Origin of the sequence: Pseudomonas sp. NPDC088322, assembly GCF_044740745.1 — a bacterium.
Taxonomy (GTDB): domain Bacteria; phylum Pseudomonadota; class Gammaproteobacteria; order Pseudomonadales; family Pseudomonadaceae; genus Aquipseudomonas; species Aquipseudomonas shirazensis.
In genome coordinates, this window is sequence record NZ_JBIURK010000008.1 from 250,991 (window position 1) to 265,987 (window position 14,997).

Consider the following 14,997-nt stretch of genomic DNA (forward strand, 5'->3'; position numbering starts at 1 on the left):
GTGATTACCATGCGTATGCCCCGCCTTAGCGCTCAGTTCCCGCGCTGCCTCATGCTACTGGTGCTGCTCTTCAGCTCGCCGGTGTGGGCGGCTGAGCCGCGCGAGCTGGATTGGCCGGCATTGATCCCCGAAGGCGCGCCAGTGCAAGCCCCGCAGCTGGCGCCGCTGCACGACCTGTCGCAGATCGGCAACGCGCTGGCGGCCGAGTCCGCGCCGCCAGTACCACAGCAATCGGCCAATGCTCCGGTGGTGCAGGCGCTGGACAATCAGCAGGTCAAGCTGCCGGGCTATATCGTGCCGCTGGAAGTCAGTGAAGAAGGCCGTACCACCGAGTTTTTGCTGGTGCCGTATTACGGCGCCTGCATTCACGTGCCGCCACCGCCGTCGAATCAGATCGTGCATATTTTCAGCGAGATGGGCGTACGCGTCGAAGACCTGTACCAACCGTACTGGATCGAAGGGCGTATGCAGGTCAAAGCCAGCAGCAGCGAGCTGGCTGACGCCGGATACCAGATGGAAGCCGAAAAAATCTACGCCTACGAGCTGAAATAAGCCCGCAGGACGGCTATGCCGCGCTTCGTTGAGCTGGGTCAAACATTTGGTTTAAGCGCCTCCGTACCATTAGGCCATTGATTACCAATGTCCTTTCGGAGCTTCCATGAACAAGTCCTTGCTCGGCGCCTCGCTCGTCGCCCTGGCCCTCGTTGCGCCTGCTGCCCACGCTCACCAGCCGGGTGATTTCATTGTCCGCGCCGGCGCCATCACCACCGCGCCCAACGAAAGCAGCGGCGACTTGCGCTTCGACGGCAACAAGGTAGCCGGCACCAAGGCAACCCTGACCAGCGACACGCAGCTGGGCCTGACCTTCGCTTACATGCTCAGCGATCACATCGGCGTCGAGCTGCTGGCGGCCACGCCGTTCCAGCACACCGTTGGCGTCAAGGGCCTGGGCGGCGGCCTGGATGGCAAGCTGGCCGACATCAAGCAACTGCCACCGACCCTGTCGCTGCAGTACTTCCCGATGGACCCAGCCTCCAAGTTCCAGCCGTACGTAGGCGTGGGCATCAACTACACCCTGTTCTTCGATGAAGACCTGAGCAGCGCGCGCAAGCAGCAAGGCTTCAGCAACTTGAAAATGCAGGACTCGATCGGCATCGCCGGCCAGGTCGGCATGGACTACATGATCACCGACAACGTGCTGGTCAACGCCTCGGTCTGGTACGTCGACATCGACACCAAAGCCACCGTCGACGGCCCTGCCGCACTGGGCTACAGCAAGACCAAGGTCGACGTTGAAGTCGATCCATGGGTGTACATGGTCGGTATTGGCTACAAGTTCTGATCGTTGCTGCATGACAAAGCCGTTGCCATCAGGCAGCGGCTTTTTGCTGTCAGCGCTGGCCATTGCCTGTTTGCCAGCGCAGATACAGCCAATAAATCAAGGCCAGTGCGCTGAACCCCGCGCCCACTGCGCACACGGCCATCCAGCCCCAGCGCGCATAGACCCAGCTCGCCGCTACCGCCCCCACCCCGCTGCCCAGCGAATAACAGCACATATAGGCCCCGATCAGGCGGCTTGCCATCTCACTGCGCCCTTTCAGCAGCAATGTCTGGTTGGTGACGTGCACCGCCTGGACGGCAAAATCGAGCATTACTACGCCCAGCACCAGTGCCAGCAATGAGTATTCAAGAAAGGCCGTGGCTACCCACGACAGCAGCAACAGCAGCAAGGCCATGCCGGTGCTGCGCTGCGCGTAGCCCTGGTCAGCCAGACGCCCGGCACGTGACGCTGCCATCGCACCGGCGATTCCGGCCAGGCCAAACAGCCCGATCTGGGTATGGCTCAGCGCCAGCGCTGGTGCGCTCAGCGGCAGTACCATTGCACTCCACAGCACGCTGAAAGCGGCGAAGGTCAGCAAGGCCAACAGCCCACGCTGGCGCAACAGCCGATCGTGTCGATACAGACTGACAACCGACGCCAGCAATTGCCTATAGCTGGCGCTGCGGGCGCCTGGCTGCGCGCTCGGCAACTTGCGCCAGAGCAGCAAAGCCATCAACAGCGCCAACCCAGCAGCAACAAAATAGACGCTGCGCCAGCCGGCAACGTCGGCGAACGCACCAGCCACCAGCCGCGCCAGCAAGATGCCCAGCACCACGCCGCTGGTGACCTGGCCGACCACGTGCCCCTGCTCCTGCGCTGTCGCCAAGGTCGCGGCATGCGCCACCACCACCTGCACCACGACCGCCAGCAGCCCGACCAGACTCATCGCCAGCAGCAATACGGCCCAGTCCTGCGCCAGCCCGACCGCCAGCAGCGCCGCGGCCGAGAGCAGCAGTTGACAGACGATCAAGCGCTTGCGCTCGAACAGATCGCCCAATGGCACGACCAGCAACAGGCCAACCGCATAGCCGGCCTGAGTCGCGCCGACGACCAGCCCGACCTTGCCCGTTGCCACCCCCAGGCTGGTCGCCATCGACTCGAGCAACGGTTGAGCGAAATACACCGAGGCCACAGCCAGTGCACAGGTCACGGCAAGCAACAGAGTGAGTGAGCGAGTAAGTGGCGCAGGGCTGAACGCGGTCATGGCAGGCACTCGACAACTGGTTTCATATTGAAACCACTTACTGGCTTTCTAGCAAATGTGGTTTTAATCTGCAACCAGATAAACAAGCGAGGTTTTCGCCATGCTGGACCCGATCAACGACCAATGCCCCGTGGCACGCGCGCTGCTGGTGCTCGGTGATCGCTGGGCGCTGATGATTCTGCGTGATGCGTTCGATGGCCTGCGCCGCTTCAGTGAGTTGCAGAAGAGCCTCGGCCTGGCGAAGAACATTCTCTCCTCGCGCCTCAAGCTGCTGGTAGAAACCGGCCTGCTGACCCTGCAACCCGCCTCGGATGGCAGCGCGTACAAGGAATATGCACTGACCGACAAGGGCCGCGCGGTGTTTCCCATCGTGATTGGCCTGCGCCAGTGGGGCGAGCAATTTCTATTCGAAGCCGGCGAAACCCGCTCGCAACTGCTCGACAGTGCCCACGGCCAACCTTTGCAGACACTGCAGGTGCAAGCCAGGGATGGCCGCGTGGTGGGGCCGGACGATTGCCTGCGGCGGGTGGTGCGGCATGGGGTGAAGCCAGGTCGCGGCTAATTACGTAGCCAGGGAGCCGGGAATTATCCGCGAGCAGTCGGGTCGTTAGCGCGGTGTCGAGTGCGCTGGGGCCGCTGCGGGCGCCAGCGATCTCAAGCCAGAGATAAACACAGAGACCTTGAAGCGGATGGGTTTCAGTGCGAAACCAGTGCTCTGCTGACACCCAGCTCCATATCATCGATCAGGGCCTTGGCGAGCTCACTCAATATTCGTACAGCGCTCCCTGCTTGCCGATCATTCTCCATCTCCGCCTCTGTAGCGAGATGGCGGATACAGCCCAGGAGTACGGATAGCTCCGAGAACGCCTGATCAAGTGGCACATCACGCTGTACGCAGAAAAGGTTCTGGCAAGGTGTCTGGCCTTGAGTTTTGCGGTGCTTGATATCGGTTTTCATGACACCGCCTCCTTGTCCCTGGCATGCGCAACCAACGCAAGTATCAACTGGTTGAGCACCTCTATGACCTCCAGCAAGTACTTGTGGATGCCAATAGGCTCACCGAAAAGATTGGCTTTGATTGTTCCGTTCAAGCAGTCGAGCAGCTTGTCGACCTGGGCGAGCGCATCTTCCACGCTGAGTTCGGCGTTAATCAGGAAATAGGGTACTGGCGGATCCGGGACGAGCTTTTTCATGGTCAGGTCTCTTGTGTGTTCACAGAAAACCACCACCGTCGCTCTTCTCACGGATTGAGGGTGGCAGCCGTGCACAGGGTGAGAAACCGAGACACAAGAGAAACCCGGCCAGACCGAAGTCTGCCCGCGCACGGCTGCCATAAACTGGCCGTAATTTGTGTTGTCGGGTTCTCACACCCGGTCACCACTTCTGGCGACCCTGTGACATTAGGACTGAGGTGATTCCCCGACAACTGAGCTGCTTCCGAAAGACGCGTAGGATAATTCCTAGACGGGCTTTTGCAGAAGCATTTGGATTTGATTTCAGAAAGGTCTGACGCGCAGATGGGTTTCCCGCAGGCCTGAGCGACCTGCAGAACGGTGCTTAGCCCCTGCCCAACAGCTTGGCCAAACCTTCGACCATCGGCGTTGGTTGAGGGAAGTCGAAGCGTGCCAGCAAGCGCGCGTTGTCGGCACGGGAGTGGCGGATGTCGCCCGAGCGGGCTTCGCCGTAGCTGATTTCCGGCAGGCTGCCAATGACGTCGCGCAGCGCGGCCAGTAGCTGATTCAGCGAGGTGGCCTGGTTCAGGCCGATGTTCACTGCGCCCTCTTCCACCTGCGGTTGCTCGAGGGCCTGGACCATGACCTGGACCAGATCACCAACATAGAGGAAGTCGCGGGTCTGCTCGCCGTCGCCAAATACCTTGATCGGCAAGCCTTGGGTAGCGCGCTCGCTGAAGATGCTGATCACCCCGGAATACGGCGAGGACGGATCCTGGCGCGGGCCGAAAATGTTGAAGAAGCGGAAGATCACCGGCTCCAGGCCATGCTGGCGGCGGTAGAAATCCAGGTACTGCTCGCTGGCAAGTTTGTCCACTGCGTAAGGCGTCAGCGGCGCCTTGGGGGTATCTTCGGCAATCGATTGGCCTTCGCCATTGTTGCCATACACCGCGGCGCTGGACGCAAACAGCACCCGACGCACGCCATTCAGGCGCATGGCTTCGCAGACATTCAGCGTGCCGATGAAATTGCTCTGGTGGGTTTTCACCGGGTCATCCACCGAGGCCTGCACCGAGGCCACGGCAGCCAGATGCACAACGGCGCGGCAGCCAGCGGCAGCACGGGCGACCAGAGCGGCGTCGGCGACATCGCCTTCGATCAGCTCCAGGCCGGGATGCTGCAACTGCAGGTTGGCGCGCTTGCCGGTGGACAGGTCGTCAAGGATACGCACCGCATAGCCTTTGCCCAGCAAGGCGTCGGACAGGTGCGAGCCGATGAAGCCCGCGCCGCCGGTGATCAGAATAGGGGCGTCAGCCATGTCGGTAGAATCGGTCCAGTAAAGGCGCCAGGCCCGAGCGCCAGGCGCGCGGCTTGATGCCGAAGGTATGAAGGATCTTCTTGCAGGCCAACACCGCATTTTGCGGCTCTTCGCTGGCATCCGGCCGTGCCGCATGGGCCTGGGCGGTCGGTGCCTGCACTGCGAGCTGGCGCCATTGCTGTGCTTCGGCAAGGATCGCCTGGCCCAGCGCCAGCGGCGTGGTCGCCTCGTTGCCGGCGTAGTGATAGGTGCCCCACAGCGGCGCGGCGCAGTCGAGTTGCTTGAGTACCGAGAGGATGACCCGGGCCGCATCGTCCACTGGCGTCGGATTGCCGCGGCGATCGTCCGCCAGGAGCAATTCCTGCGGCTGCTCGGCGCGGGTCAGGAAGCGCCCGAGGGTGCCATCGATGCTCTCGTCCAGCACCCAGCCAAAGCGCAGCAGCACATGCTGCGGGCAAGTTGCGCGCACGCTCTGCTCGACCCGCCACAGCGCCTGGCCGCGGCTGCCCAGGGGCACCGGCTCGTCCTTTTCGCTGTAGGCAGTGGCCCGCGAGCCATCGAACACGCGATAGCTGGAAGGTTGCACGAGGATCATTTCGTGGTGCTGGCACAGCTCGGCCAGGCGCTCGACTGCGCGCTCTTGCTGGGCGAGGCGCTGTTCGCTGACCGCCTCGGCCTGGAACCAGTCGAAGTAATAGGCGAGGTTGATCACCACGTTGGGGCGGTGTTCGTCCAGCAGCAGGGTCAGGCTGGCCGGATCCCAGCCGTTGTCCGGCGGACGCGGCGCCAGGAATCCGATGTCTTCCTCGGCCCCGAGACGAATCAGCGCTTGCCCGAGGGCATTGCCACCACCCAACAGCATCAGGCGCATACGCATAGGGTAAAAAAGTCCGCTCAGATCGTTGGAAGAAAAAGCATTTTGCGGTTTCCGACAGGGGAAGTCCAACGCCTGCTGGATTGCGGCGTTGCTCGGCACTGCGGTAGCGCACTGTGCGGGGCTTTTATCGACCTATACTGAGCGCGCCATCCCCTGCTCAGCGCGAAGGTCCAAATGCCCACCGAATCCATCGCTGCACACCGTTCGACCTGGCAGTATGACGAGGCAGCGCCCGGCGCAGAGCGGTTCATCGAACAGTCATTCGACGGCTATCGGCAGCAGGCACGACTGCTGGTGCCCGATGTTGCACACGCCCCGCCCGCCTTTATCGTCGGTGGCGCACGCTCGGACTTCACCCGCCTCAACCCGTTGCTGTATCGCCTGCAGGCGCAGGGCATCGGCTCGCTCAGCGGTAACCTGTCCGGCCACAGCCTGGCCAGCCAACCGGGCGCCGCCGCGCCGTCGCTGCACACCAATCTGCACGAGGCACTGAGCTTTCATCAGCATATCGCCGAGCAGTGCCATACCCTGATCGGCCATAGCCTTGGTGCAGCCATTGCGCTGAAGATGGCCGCGCAGTTGCCAAGCATCTCCAAACTGGTGCTGATCTGCCCGGCGGTTTACCCTGACGCGGCGCACCAGGCGCCGTTCGGCCCGGCGTTCACCGCAGCGATTCGCCAGCCGTTCGCCTTTCTGCAATGTGACAGCTATGAATTCTTGCGCACCTTTACCGGCCAGGTATTGCTGGTGATCGGTGAGTACGACGGGCTTAATTCGCGTGCTTATGGCCAAGGCGCGGGGACCTCGGCGGGGACGCGCTGGGTGTCTGGCGTGCAGCGCTACAGCCCGATCCCGGAAGAAGTCACCCATACCCTGCTGCGCTCAGTGCCGGCGCCACATGTCGAGTGCCTGCTGCTGACCGACTGCGACCACGGCATCGCCGCTCACCTGCGAGACAATCCGCAAGTCGCCGACCAGGTGGCAGAGGTGACCGCAGCGTTCATTCGCGGTTGAGGCGGCCTACTCGATCTCGAACAGGCCGTTGCTCAGCGGGCCGACGCTGAGGCGCTCGCGCACGTCATCGTCGATGCGCGGATCATCCGGGCGGTACAGCTTGACCTGCCGGTAGGCATTGATGCGGTTGATCTCCTCGCCGAGAAACTCCCAGACCACGCGGGTACAGGCCGGGTTGCGCCGGTCGCCGCTGGAGACTCCGGTCTTGAGCCCGTTCAAGCGGGTAATGCGGCTCTTGAAGCTGGGGATGAGGATGGTCTGACTCATCTCGTTGAGGGTCAGTGATTCGTAGTCGATCAGGAACATGCGGTCCTGCAGCTGGAACGCCGCACCAAGGTAGCGGCAGCGCACTTCGGCATGCAGGTCGGTGGCGCTGCTGCGCTCCTGGCGTTCCTGGCGCTCGAATAGAAAGCTGCCGCGCTCCTCCCGCAAATGCACCAGCGACACCAGAATGGTACCCGGCACCGACATGCAGTTGGAGTATTCGAAGTAGTAGCCGCAATAGCGCGAGAGATTGCCGGCATGCGCATGCAAAGGCTTGAACAGCTCACTGATGGGGTCGTTCAACGGCCCGTTCTGCTCCGAAGGAATGCGCGCACCTATCAGCCGGGCAAACTGCTCGGGCGGCAAATTCAGCTCGTAATCCTCGACCCCGAAGAAATCGCCGATGCGCTTGAGGTTGTAGGCCGTCGGACGGCTCTGCCCGCTCAAATACTTGTTGAACTGGGCGCGGTTGATCGACAGCTGCCGGCAAACCTCGGAGATAGAGCGGTAGTGGCTACAGGCCAATTTCAGGTTGCTAGCGAAATGATCGCTCATGTACGAGGTCCAGCTGATGCGAGTGATGCAAGCATAGCATCAAGTCGCGCCAACTGAGAGCAACCCGCGAAATTGTAACGACTCTTGTCATGGCCAACCATGCGCCCAACGAAAAGCGGCGCGTCGTTGCCGCCGCTGGTCATTCCACGCGAAGAATAAGAATCGAGGTCATTTGCCATGCTCGAAGTACTCAACGATTTCCTTTCGGGGAAGCTGCTCATCGTCCTTATCGTCGGACTTGGTAGCTACTTCACCCTCCGCTCGCGGTTCGTCCAGTTCCGTCACTTCGGCCACATGTTCGGTGTGTTCAAAGAATCCCTGCGTGGCCAGGCTGGCCAGCTGAGCTCGTTCCAGGCACTGATGCTGAGCCTGGCCGGCCGAGTTGGCGCCGGTAACATCGCCGGTGTCGGCATCGCTGTGACCCTCGGCGGCCCAGGCGCTGTGTTCTGGATGTGGGTGACCGCGCTGGTTGGCATGTCCAGCAGCTTCTTCGAATGTACCCTGGCCCAGGTGTACAAGCGCGCCGATGGCGATGGCCTGTACCGTGGCGGCCCGGCGTACTACATCTTGCATGGCTTGAAATTCAAGCGCATAGCGGTGGTGTTCTCGCTGCTGTTGCTGGTGACCTACGGCTTCGCCTTCAACGGCCTGCAGTCGTACACCGTGACCCACTCGCTGCAAAATGCCTTCGGCTTCCCGCCGCAGCAGACCGGTATTGCCCTGGCAGTGCTGCTGGCGATCGTCTTCCTCGGTGGTATCAAGCGTATTGCTTCGGTGTCCGACCTGCTGGTACCGGTCAAGACTCTGGCCTACATCGGCGTCACCCTGTATGTGATCGGCAGCCAGATCGAGCACGTGCCAGCGATGCTGGAAACCATCTTCAAAAGCGCCTTCGGCCTTGACCCTGCGTTCGGCGGCCTGCTCGGCAGCGCGATCGTGATGGGCGTGAAACGTGGCGTGTTCGCCAACGAAGCGGGCCTGGGCAGTGCGCCCAACGTTGCTGCCGTGGCCGCGGTCAAGCACCCTGGCGCACAGGGCGTGGTGCAGGCGTTCAGCGTGTTCCTCGACACCTTCGTGATCTGCACCTGCACCGCACTGCTGATCCTGCTGTCGGGCTTCTACACCCCAGGCTTCGAAGGTGACGGCATCGTCCTGACCCAGAACTCGCTGGCCGCTGTAGTCGGTGACTGGGGTCGTCTGTTCGTCAGCGTCGCGCTGTCGCTGTTCGTCTTCACCTGCATCCTCTACAACTACTACCTGGGCGAAACCAGCCTGCAGTTCCTGACCCGCAAGCGTTCGGTGCTGATGGGCTACCGCGGCCTGGTCCTGGCGCTGATCGTATGGGGTTCGGCGCAAGACCTGTCGACCGTGTTCGCCTTCGCCGACATCACCATGACCTGTCTGGCCTTCGTCAACCTGATCGCCCTGACCCTGCTGTTCAACATCGGCCTGCGGGTCATGCGTGACTACGATGTGCAGCGCAAGGCTGGCATCAAGCAGCCAGTGTTCGATTCGAGCAAGTTCCCTGACCTGGACCTGGACCGCAACGCCTGGCCAGTTCCGGCAGCCGCTGAAACAACCGCTGACAACACCGTCGGTCAGGTTCAGACCCAGCGCTGATATCCTCCCCTGCCAGCCGCCCCGTTCGCGGGCGGCTGCTTCTCTCTCCGCTCATCGTTACGGAATGCGCCATGCGTGCAGTCAAGAATCTTCTCGTCCTCTATACCGGTGGCACCATCGGCATGCTCGAAACACCCCAGGGCCTCGCCCCGGCGGGCGGCTTCGACGTGCGCATGCGCGAGCATCTGGCGCAACTTGACGATGCTCCGCAGATACAGTGGACACTGCGTGAAATGAACCCACTGCTGGACAGCGCCAACATGCAGCAAGCCAACTGGCTGGCCATGCGTGACGCGATTGTCGAAGCGGTGGAACGTGACGGCCACGACGGCGTGCTGGTGCTGCACGGTACCGATACGCTGGCCTACACCGGTGCAGCCTTGTCGTTCGTGCTGCTCGGTTTGCCGGTGCCGGTGCTGCTGACCGGTTCGATGTTGCCCGCCGGCGCGCCAGACAGCGACGCCTGGGACAACCTGATCGGCGCCCTGCGCCTGCTCGAAAGCGGCATCGAGGACGGCGTGCAGCTGTACTTCCACGAGCAGTTGCTGCACGGCTGCCGCGCCTCCAAGCTGCGCAGCGAGGCATTCGACGCCTTCGCCGCCCTGCCCCGTCATCGCGACAGCGAGCGCGCGCCAGCCATCCCGGCTGTGCTTGACTACCGTCAGCTGCGCCAGCCGGTAAAGCTGGCGGTATTGCCGGTGTTCCCCGGCCTGCAGGCAGAACACCTGCGCGGCCTGCTCGACAGCGGCGTGCAAGGGTTGGTGCTGGAGTGCTACGGCAGCGGCACCGGGCCGTCCGACGACCAGGCCCTGCTGGATGTGCTGCATGACGCCCACCAAGGCGGCGTGGTGATCGTTGCGATCAGCCAGTGCCCGGTCGGCTCGGTGGTATTTGACACCTATGCCGCCGGTAGCCGGCTGCGTGACACTGGCCTGATCAGCGGCGGCGGCATGACCCGCGAAGCGGCGCTGGGCAAGTTGTTTGGCTTGCTTGGGGCGGGGCTGGATGCGCAGGCGACGGAGCATTGGTTTGCGCTGGATCTGTGTGGGGAGCGGGCTTGAAGGCCTGATTGCCTAAAGAAAGCATCGGCAGCTTCAGATTCGCCGCCGATGCCCGCTCTAGCGCTGAGCAGAGCGGGCGGTACACCACTGCCGAAGCATCCCGGCAAACATCTGCGCTACGTCAGACAGCGGCCGATCAGTCGCTGAAGTAAGGCCAATCGGTGCGCGCAGCAGGGAACTGCTGAAAGGCAATTGCTGCACCAGCCCCAAGCGCAGATCCAGGTCGATCACCCCGCGTTGCACAAACCACACGGCGTCATAGTCGTGGACGTATACCCGAGAAAATGTCTCGCTCAGCGATTCCTGAATCTGAAAGCGTTGAACGCCACCACTGCTGAGCAGGAAGTTGTCGATGCTGGTTCGCACCAAGGTACCTTGCGGGGATGCCAGCAGTACGTGCGCGCGCAAATCATCCAACTGCAGTTGCTCGCGCTGGGCCAGCGGGTGTCCCGTGCGCACCACCAGCAGCAAATCCTCTTCATATAACGCCTCGAACATCACTCCGAGCATGTCTCGACCAATCAGCCGTCCGACGATCAGATCGAGTTCGCGGGTGCGCAGCTTGCCCACCAGGTAGTCATACATACCGGATTCCACGCGAACCTGTACATGCGGGTAGCGCTCGCGCATCTGCGCCACCACGGGTGCGAGCATGTAGCCCGCAGCTGTCGGCAACGCTCCAACCTTGAGAATCTGCGGTGCCGGCGCAGCCGTCTGGCCTTCGTCCATGGCCAACCGAAAGCTGGCCATGGTCTGCGCTGCGTGTTTGTTGAAGGCCTCACCGGCCTGGGTCAACTGCACACCCTTACGCCCGCGCAGCAGCAACTGCACATCCAGCTCTTGCTCTAGCTCCTTGAGGCTTTTCGATACGGCTGAAACAGTGATGTGCAGCAGCTTGGCGGCAGTGACCAGGCTGCCAGCGCTGACCACGGCAAGAAACACCCGAAAGTGGCGCAGGTTGATGGCATTAAGGTGCATGACTGGCTCCTTGTTCAACCCACAAGTTAACCAAGCGCTGATTTTATATCAATTTATTCAACAAAAAGTTTGCTCTAGCATCGACCTATCCACACGGAACCGATAACCAGGGCAATCATATGATTTCAACCTCACCGCCACGGCTCGGCGCGTCCAGCGCATCTTTGCCAAGCCTGGCTCCCGAAGCCTTGGTTGAGCAACTGGCCGAGCACGGCTATCAAGGCGTTGAGTGGCGCGTTGCCGATACCTCTGGCCTGGACTTTGCTCGCGCCTGGGATGCCCGCAGCAACAATCGCTGCACCATCGCCCCGACAGTACACGCGGTCGAGGACATCTACCGGCGCTGCCAGGCCGCCGGCCTGGAAATCTTCTGCCTGAGCCCTTACCTGGCGGTTGGCGACATTGACCAGGCGCAGCACATGATCGACCTCGCCGCTCGGGCAGGTCAGGCTCGCTTGCGCTTATGGGCACCTGGCTACGTGGATGAGCGCTATCCAGCGGCCTATGCGCGCATGCGCCGCTTCCTTGACCAGATCCTGCCACTGGCCGAACAGGCCGGCGTGCGTCTGGCGCTGGAGGTGCATCAACGCACCATCTGTTCCAGCCCTTCGCTGGCCATGCGCGTGGCCGAACATTACCCCGCCGAGCGGTTAGGCATCATCTATGACCTCGGCAACCTGGCCATCGAAGGCCGCGAGGATGTGCAGATGTCGCTCGACCTGATGGGTGCGCATCTGGCCCATGTGCAGGTCAAGAACGTCGCGTACCAACCACTCGGCCCCGGCCAAGGCTGGCAGTGGCAATGGTGCCCTCCCGATGAAGGCGTACTGCCGCTGCCGGCAATGCTCGCTACCCTGCGTGCCAACGGCTTTGCCGACTGGATTTCGGTAGAAGATTTCGATGCCCGCCACAGTGACCTGCACAAGCTGCGGCGTAACCGCGACCTGATCGGCCGCTACCTGAACCTGACACCTTTCGTCCCTGCTGCCAGCCAAGAGGTACCTTGCCAATGAACACTTCCACCGACCCGCGTCGGGTTGCCTTGGTCACCGGCGCCGCTGGCGAACTGGGCCGGGCCATCTGCGCTCGCTTGAGCCAGGACGGCCTGGACCTGGTCGCGGCGGACCTCGACCTTGAGGCAGCGCAGAGCCTGGTCGCGCAACTGCCGTTGTCCCCGGGCCAGAGAGCGTTGGCAGTGCACGCCGATCTCGGCGATCCGGCCTCCATCGCTACCTTGGTGGAGCATGTTGGGGCTGCCTTTGGCCGCATCGATGTCGTGGTGAACAACGCAGCGGTCAATCACCGCGGCTCGATCTACGATTTCGACGTCGCCAAGTGGGATCACATGATGGCTGTCAACCTACGCGGTCCGGCCCTGCTGTGTCAGCAGGTTGCACCCTACTGGCAGCGGCAGAACAGCGGCCGAGTGATCAATATGGTCTCGCGCTGCTGGGTGGCCGGCGGCCCACCGGCCTATGTCGCCTGTAAGGCGGGCCTGGTCGGGTTGACCCGCTCGATGGCGCGCGAGCTGGCGCCACACAACGTCACCGTCAACGCCATCGCGCCTGGACTATTGCCCTCGGCTTTCACGCTCGATGGCCGTGATGCCGATAGCTTCGAGCAGATGGCCCAGGGTTCGATCAACAGCACACCCTTGAAGCGCCTGACCACGCCCGAGGACATTGCGGGCACCACTTCATTCCTGGCCTCGAGAGATGCCGCTTTTATCACTGCCGAGGTGATTCACGTCTGTGGAGGCAGCCAATTGGCGCCGTTCGGCAGCCGCTGACCTGTTGCAAGCCCCGTTCACCACAATTACAAGAAAGGCTAACCCATGCAAACTCACGCGACCGACAATCGGCGCATGGCCCGCAGAGCTGCATTCGGCAGTTTTCTGGGCAGTGTCGTCGAGTATTACGACTTTTTTATCTACGGCTCTGCTGCCGCGCTGGTCTTCAGCACGCTGTTCTTTCCCTCGTCTGACCCGATGGCGGGGACGTTGGCAGCCCTGGCCACGTTCGGCGTCGGTTACCTGGCCCGGCCCGTAGGCGCGCTGGTCTGCGGCCACCTTGGCGACCGCTTCGGGCGTAAACAGGTACTGATGATGACCCTGATGCTGATGGGCATCGCCACGTTCACCATCGGCCTGCTGCCCACCTACGCCAGCATCGGCGCATGGGCGCCAGCGTTGCTGGTGCTGTGCCGCCTGCTGCAGGGCTTTTCTGCTGGCGGCGAGCAGGTCGGCGCCAGCCTGCTGACCATGGAGCACGCTCCGGGCAAGAGCAAATCGTTCTACACCAGCTGGCTGATCAATGGCGCATCGATGGGCTCGATCCTCGCCACGTCAGTATTCATCCCACTAACGATGCTGAGTGAGGAACAGTTGCTGAGCTGGGGCTGGCGGATCCCGTTCCTGCTCAGTGCAGTAATGGTCATCATCACCTGGATAATCCGCCGCGGCGTCGAAGAAAGCCCGGAATTCAAAGCCAGTAAAGCCAAGCCAGAACACTTGCCTGTCGCTGATCTGTTCCGCCATGAAGGGCGCGCCTTCATCATTGTGTTCTGCTGCGCCCTGATCTGCTCGGTGTCGTCGCTGGTGATGATCTTTGGCTTATCCTGGGCGACCAACAATCAGGGGGTCGAGCGCGCGTCGATGCTCACGGCCATTGCCGCGAGTCAGGCCGTCGCCCTCCTCTGCCAACCGCTGTTCGGCCTGCTGGCTGACCGCATCGGCCGCAAGCGTATCTTCACCCTGGGCGCGTTCGCCTGCAGCGCTGGAGTGTTCTTGTTCCTGTGGTCGATCACCACCGGGAACATCGGCCTGATCATGTTTAGCACCGTGCTGCTCAAATCTGTGCTCTACAGTGCGCCGAATGCACTATGGCCATCCTTCTATGCCGAGATGTTCAGCATCCGTGTGCGCTATACCGGGGTTGGCCTGGCGACCCAACTGAGCTTCATCATCGCCGGCTTCTCACCAAGCATTTGCTATGCGCTGATGGCTGATAACCACGACTGGTTGCCGGTAGCCTGCTTCATTGGTGGCCTTGCACTGATTGCGGCAATTGCTGCGCTGGTATCGCGGCCAGCGGGCGAAGCCGCTCCTGCGACGCATCAGCCGATGCAGCAACACGCGCGGCACTGAGCCGAAAACCCAACCTTCAGGAACTGAACCATGCAATTTGCGCTTATCGCCTACGATTACCACGATGCCCTTGAACGCCGCCTGCAGTGCCGTGAAGAGCATGTGGCGCGCTTGCACGCGCTGGCCGCCAGTGGCAATTTCCTTGGCGGCGGAGCACTGCTCAACACCGAGGGCAAGATGATCGGCTCCAACGTGCATATCGCTTTTGAGTCCCGCGCCGCACTCGATATCTGGCTGCAGAGTGAACCCTACCTTGAGCAGAAGGTGTGGGAAAAGGTCGAAGTGCTGGAAATCAAGCGACTGCAGATTGGTTGAAGCTGATCGGCAGCGTGTTTGAAGTCTAAATTACATGAGCCCAAAAGGCCCTCGGCGCGTTGCAGCGCTGGGGGCCTTCGCTACTCCTGACAA

The 14,997-nt window shown here is 62.0% G+C and carries 17 protein-coding genes; 10 read left to right on the forward strand and 7 right to left on the reverse strand.

The window, feature by feature from the left end; translation table 11 throughout:
* Window positions 1-9 precede the first annotated feature (9 nt).
* Entirely contained in the window at window positions 10-552 is a 543-nt protein-coding gene (locus ACIOAU_RS21180; RefSeq protein WP_401184450.1) for a DUF3299 domain-containing protein, read from the forward strand.
* 106 nt (window positions 553-658) lie between these two features.
* The gene (locus tag ACIOAU_RS21185; RefSeq protein WP_101322316.1) at window positions 659-1,342 is read left to right on the forward strand and encodes an OmpW family outer membrane protein; all 684 of its coding nucleotides are present in this window, start codon (window positions 659-661) and stop codon (window positions 1,340-1,342) included.
* Between the two features lie 49 nt (window positions 1,343-1,391).
* Here the strand turns inward: ACIOAU_RS21185 and ACIOAU_RS21190 are convergent, their stop codons facing one another.
* On the reverse strand, window positions 1,392-2,585 hold the full coding sequence (locus tag ACIOAU_RS21190; protein WP_401184453.1) for an MFS transporter: 1,194 nt from the start codon (window positions 2,583-2,585) through the stop codon (window positions 1,392-1,394).
* Window positions 2,586-2,685: 100 nt separating this feature from the next.
* On the opposite strand from ACIOAU_RS21190, the gene ACIOAU_RS21195 reads away from it, so the two are divergent.
* On the forward strand, window positions 2,686-3,147 hold the full coding sequence (locus ACIOAU_RS21195) for a winged helix-turn-helix transcriptional regulator (protein WP_401184456.1): 462 nt from the start codon (window positions 2,686-2,688) through the stop codon (window positions 3,145-3,147).
* Between the two features lie 134 nt (window positions 3,148-3,281).
* Here the strand turns inward: ACIOAU_RS21195 and ACIOAU_RS21200 are convergent, their stop codons facing one another.
* From ACIOAU_RS21200 to ACIOAU_RS21215, 4 genes are all read right to left on the reverse strand, one after another.
* Window positions 3,282-3,542, reverse strand: coding sequence for a DUF3077 domain-containing protein (locus ACIOAU_RS21200; protein ID WP_150571006.1), 261 nt, complete (start codon window positions 3,540-3,542; stop codon window positions 3,282-3,284).
* On the reverse strand, window positions 3,539-3,778 hold the full coding sequence (locus ACIOAU_RS21205) for a hypothetical protein (protein ID WP_150571007.1): 240 nt from the start codon (window positions 3,776-3,778) through the stop codon (window positions 3,539-3,541). The genes ACIOAU_RS21200 and ACIOAU_RS21205 overlap by 4 nt, the downstream gene beginning before the upstream one ends.
* A 364-nt stretch (window positions 3,779-4,142) precedes the next feature.
* The gene (locus ACIOAU_RS21210; protein WP_150573709.1) at window positions 4,143-5,075 is read right to left on the reverse strand and encodes an NAD-dependent epimerase/dehydratase family protein; all 933 of its coding nucleotides are present in this window, start codon (window positions 5,073-5,075) and stop codon (window positions 4,143-4,145) included.
* Window positions 5,068-5,952 carry a sugar nucleotide-binding protein gene (locus tag ACIOAU_RS21215; protein ID WP_101322320.1) on the reverse strand — a complete coding sequence of 295 codons (885 nt, stop codon included), beginning with the start codon at window positions 5,950-5,952 and terminating at the stop codon, window positions 5,068-5,070. Before ACIOAU_RS21215 ends, ACIOAU_RS21210 begins: the two co-directional genes overlap by 8 nt.
* Window positions 5,953-6,126: 174 nt before the next feature.
* Between ACIOAU_RS21215 and ACIOAU_RS21220 the strand changes: the two genes are divergently transcribed.
* Complete coding sequence (locus ACIOAU_RS21220) at window positions 6,127-6,966, forward strand: alpha/beta hydrolase (RefSeq protein WP_101322321.1); 840 nt, start codon at window positions 6,127-6,129, stop codon at window positions 6,964-6,966.
* 6 nt (window positions 6,967-6,972) lie between these two features.
* Here ACIOAU_RS21220 and ACIOAU_RS21225 read toward each other — a convergent pair whose 3' ends face one another.
* A complete protein-coding gene (locus ACIOAU_RS21225) occupies window positions 6,973-7,785 on the reverse strand; it encodes a helix-turn-helix transcriptional regulator (protein ID WP_101322322.1) in 813 nt (270 codons plus the stop codon).
* Window positions 7,786-7,962: 177 nt separating this feature from the next.
* On the opposite strand from ACIOAU_RS21225, the gene ACIOAU_RS21230 reads away from it, so the two are divergent.
* Together ACIOAU_RS21230 and ACIOAU_RS21235 are read left to right on the forward strand one after the other, a co-directional pair.
* On the forward strand, window positions 7,963-9,405 hold the full coding sequence (locus tag ACIOAU_RS21230) for an alanine/glycine:cation symporter family protein (RefSeq protein WP_401184462.1): 1,443 nt from the start codon (window positions 7,963-7,965) through the stop codon (window positions 9,403-9,405).
* A 71-nt stretch (window positions 9,406-9,476) separates the two neighbouring features.
* Window positions 9,477-10,466, forward strand: coding sequence for an asparaginase (locus ACIOAU_RS21235; protein ID WP_150571011.1), 990 nt, complete (start codon window positions 9,477-9,479; stop codon window positions 10,464-10,466).
* 57 nt (window positions 10,467-10,523) lie between these two features.
* Here the strand turns inward: ACIOAU_RS21235 and ACIOAU_RS21240 are convergent, their stop codons facing one another.
* A complete protein-coding gene (locus ACIOAU_RS21240; protein WP_101322325.1) occupies window positions 10,524-11,444 on the reverse strand; it encodes a LysR substrate-binding domain-containing protein in 921 nt (306 codons plus the stop codon).
* Window positions 11,445-11,563: 119 nt separating this feature from the next.
* Here ACIOAU_RS21240 and ACIOAU_RS21245 point away from each other — a divergent pair, with 119 nt between their 5' ends.
* From ACIOAU_RS21245 to ACIOAU_RS21260, 4 genes are read left to right on the forward strand one after another with little or no spacing between them, the layout of a single operon-like run.
* Complete coding sequence (locus ACIOAU_RS21245; RefSeq protein WP_401184466.1) at window positions 11,564-12,457, forward strand: sugar phosphate isomerase/epimerase family protein; 894 nt, start codon at window positions 11,564-11,566, stop codon at window positions 12,455-12,457.
* Window positions 12,454-13,233 (forward strand): SDR family NAD(P)-dependent oxidoreductase, encoded by a 780-nt coding sequence (locus ACIOAU_RS21250; RefSeq protein ID WP_150571012.1) that lies wholly within the window; start codon window positions 12,454-12,456, stop codon window positions 13,231-13,233. The genes ACIOAU_RS21245 and ACIOAU_RS21250 overlap by 4 nt, the downstream gene beginning before the upstream one ends.
* Before the next feature lie 45 nt (window positions 13,234-13,278).
* Window positions 13,279-14,589, forward strand: coding sequence for an MFS transporter (locus ACIOAU_RS21255; RefSeq protein ID WP_224785599.1), 1,311 nt, complete (start codon window positions 13,279-13,281; stop codon window positions 14,587-14,589).
* 30 nt (window positions 14,590-14,619) lie between these two features.
* Window positions 14,620-14,904 (forward strand): YciI family protein, encoded by a 285-nt coding sequence (locus ACIOAU_RS21260; protein ID WP_401184470.1) that lies wholly within the window; start codon window positions 14,620-14,622, stop codon window positions 14,902-14,904.
* Window positions 14,905-14,997: the final 93 nt, after the last annotated feature.

Excerpts from the sequence above, each read along its gene's own strand:
- ACIOAU_RS21180 (WP_401184450.1), top strand. The coding sequence starts at position 10 with ATGCGTATGCCCCGCCTTAGCGCTCAGTTCCCGCGCTGCCTCATGCTA.
- ACIOAU_RS21185 (WP_101322316.1), top strand. The coding sequence starts at position 659 with ATGAACAAGTCCTTGCTCGGCGCCTCGCTCGTCGCCCTGGCCCTCGTT.
- ACIOAU_RS21190 (WP_401184453.1), bottom strand. The coding sequence starts at position 2,585 with ATGACCGCGTTCAGCCCTGCGCCACTTACTCGCTCACTCACTCTGTTG.
- ACIOAU_RS21195 (WP_401184456.1), top strand. The coding sequence starts at position 2,686 with ATGCTGGACCCGATCAACGACCAATGCCCCGTGGCACGCGCGCTGCTG.
- ACIOAU_RS21200 (WP_150571006.1), bottom strand. The coding sequence starts at position 3,542 with ATGAAAACCGATATCAAGCACCGCAAAACTCAAGGCCAGACACCTTGC.
- ACIOAU_RS21205 (WP_150571007.1), bottom strand. The coding sequence starts at position 3,778 with ATGAAAAAGCTCGTCCCGGATCCGCCAGTACCCTATTTCCTGATTAAC.
- ACIOAU_RS21210 (WP_150573709.1), bottom strand. The coding sequence starts at position 5,075 with ATGGCTGACGCCCCTATTCTGATCACCGGCGGCGCGGGCTTCATCGGC.
- ACIOAU_RS21215 (WP_101322320.1), bottom strand. The coding sequence starts at position 5,952 with ATGCGTATGCGCCTGATGCTGTTGGGTGGTGGCAATGCCCTCGGGCAA.
- ACIOAU_RS21220 (WP_101322321.1), top strand. The coding sequence starts at position 6,127 with ATGCCCACCGAATCCATCGCTGCACACCGTTCGACCTGGCAGTATGAC.
- ACIOAU_RS21225 (WP_101322322.1), bottom strand. The coding sequence starts at position 7,785 with ATGAGCGATCATTTCGCTAGCAACCTGAAATTGGCCTGTAGCCACTAC.
- ACIOAU_RS21230 (WP_401184462.1), top strand. The coding sequence starts at position 7,963 with ATGCTCGAAGTACTCAACGATTTCCTTTCGGGGAAGCTGCTCATCGTC.
- ACIOAU_RS21235 (WP_150571011.1), top strand. The coding sequence starts at position 9,477 with ATGCGTGCAGTCAAGAATCTTCTCGTCCTCTATACCGGTGGCACCATC.
- ACIOAU_RS21240 (WP_101322325.1), bottom strand. The coding sequence starts at position 11,444 with ATGCACCTTAATGCCATCAACCTGCGCCACTTTCGGGTGTTTCTTGCC.
- ACIOAU_RS21245 (WP_401184466.1), top strand. The coding sequence starts at position 11,564 with ATGATTTCAACCTCACCGCCACGGCTCGGCGCGTCCAGCGCATCTTTG.
- ACIOAU_RS21250 (WP_150571012.1), top strand. The coding sequence starts at position 12,454 with ATGAACACTTCCACCGACCCGCGTCGGGTTGCCTTGGTCACCGGCGCC.
- ACIOAU_RS21255 (WP_224785599.1), top strand. The coding sequence starts at position 13,279 with ATGCAAACTCACGCGACCGACAATCGGCGCATGGCCCGCAGAGCTGCA.
- ACIOAU_RS21260 (WP_401184470.1), top strand. The coding sequence starts at position 14,620 with ATGCAATTTGCGCTTATCGCCTACGATTACCACGATGCCCTTGAACGC.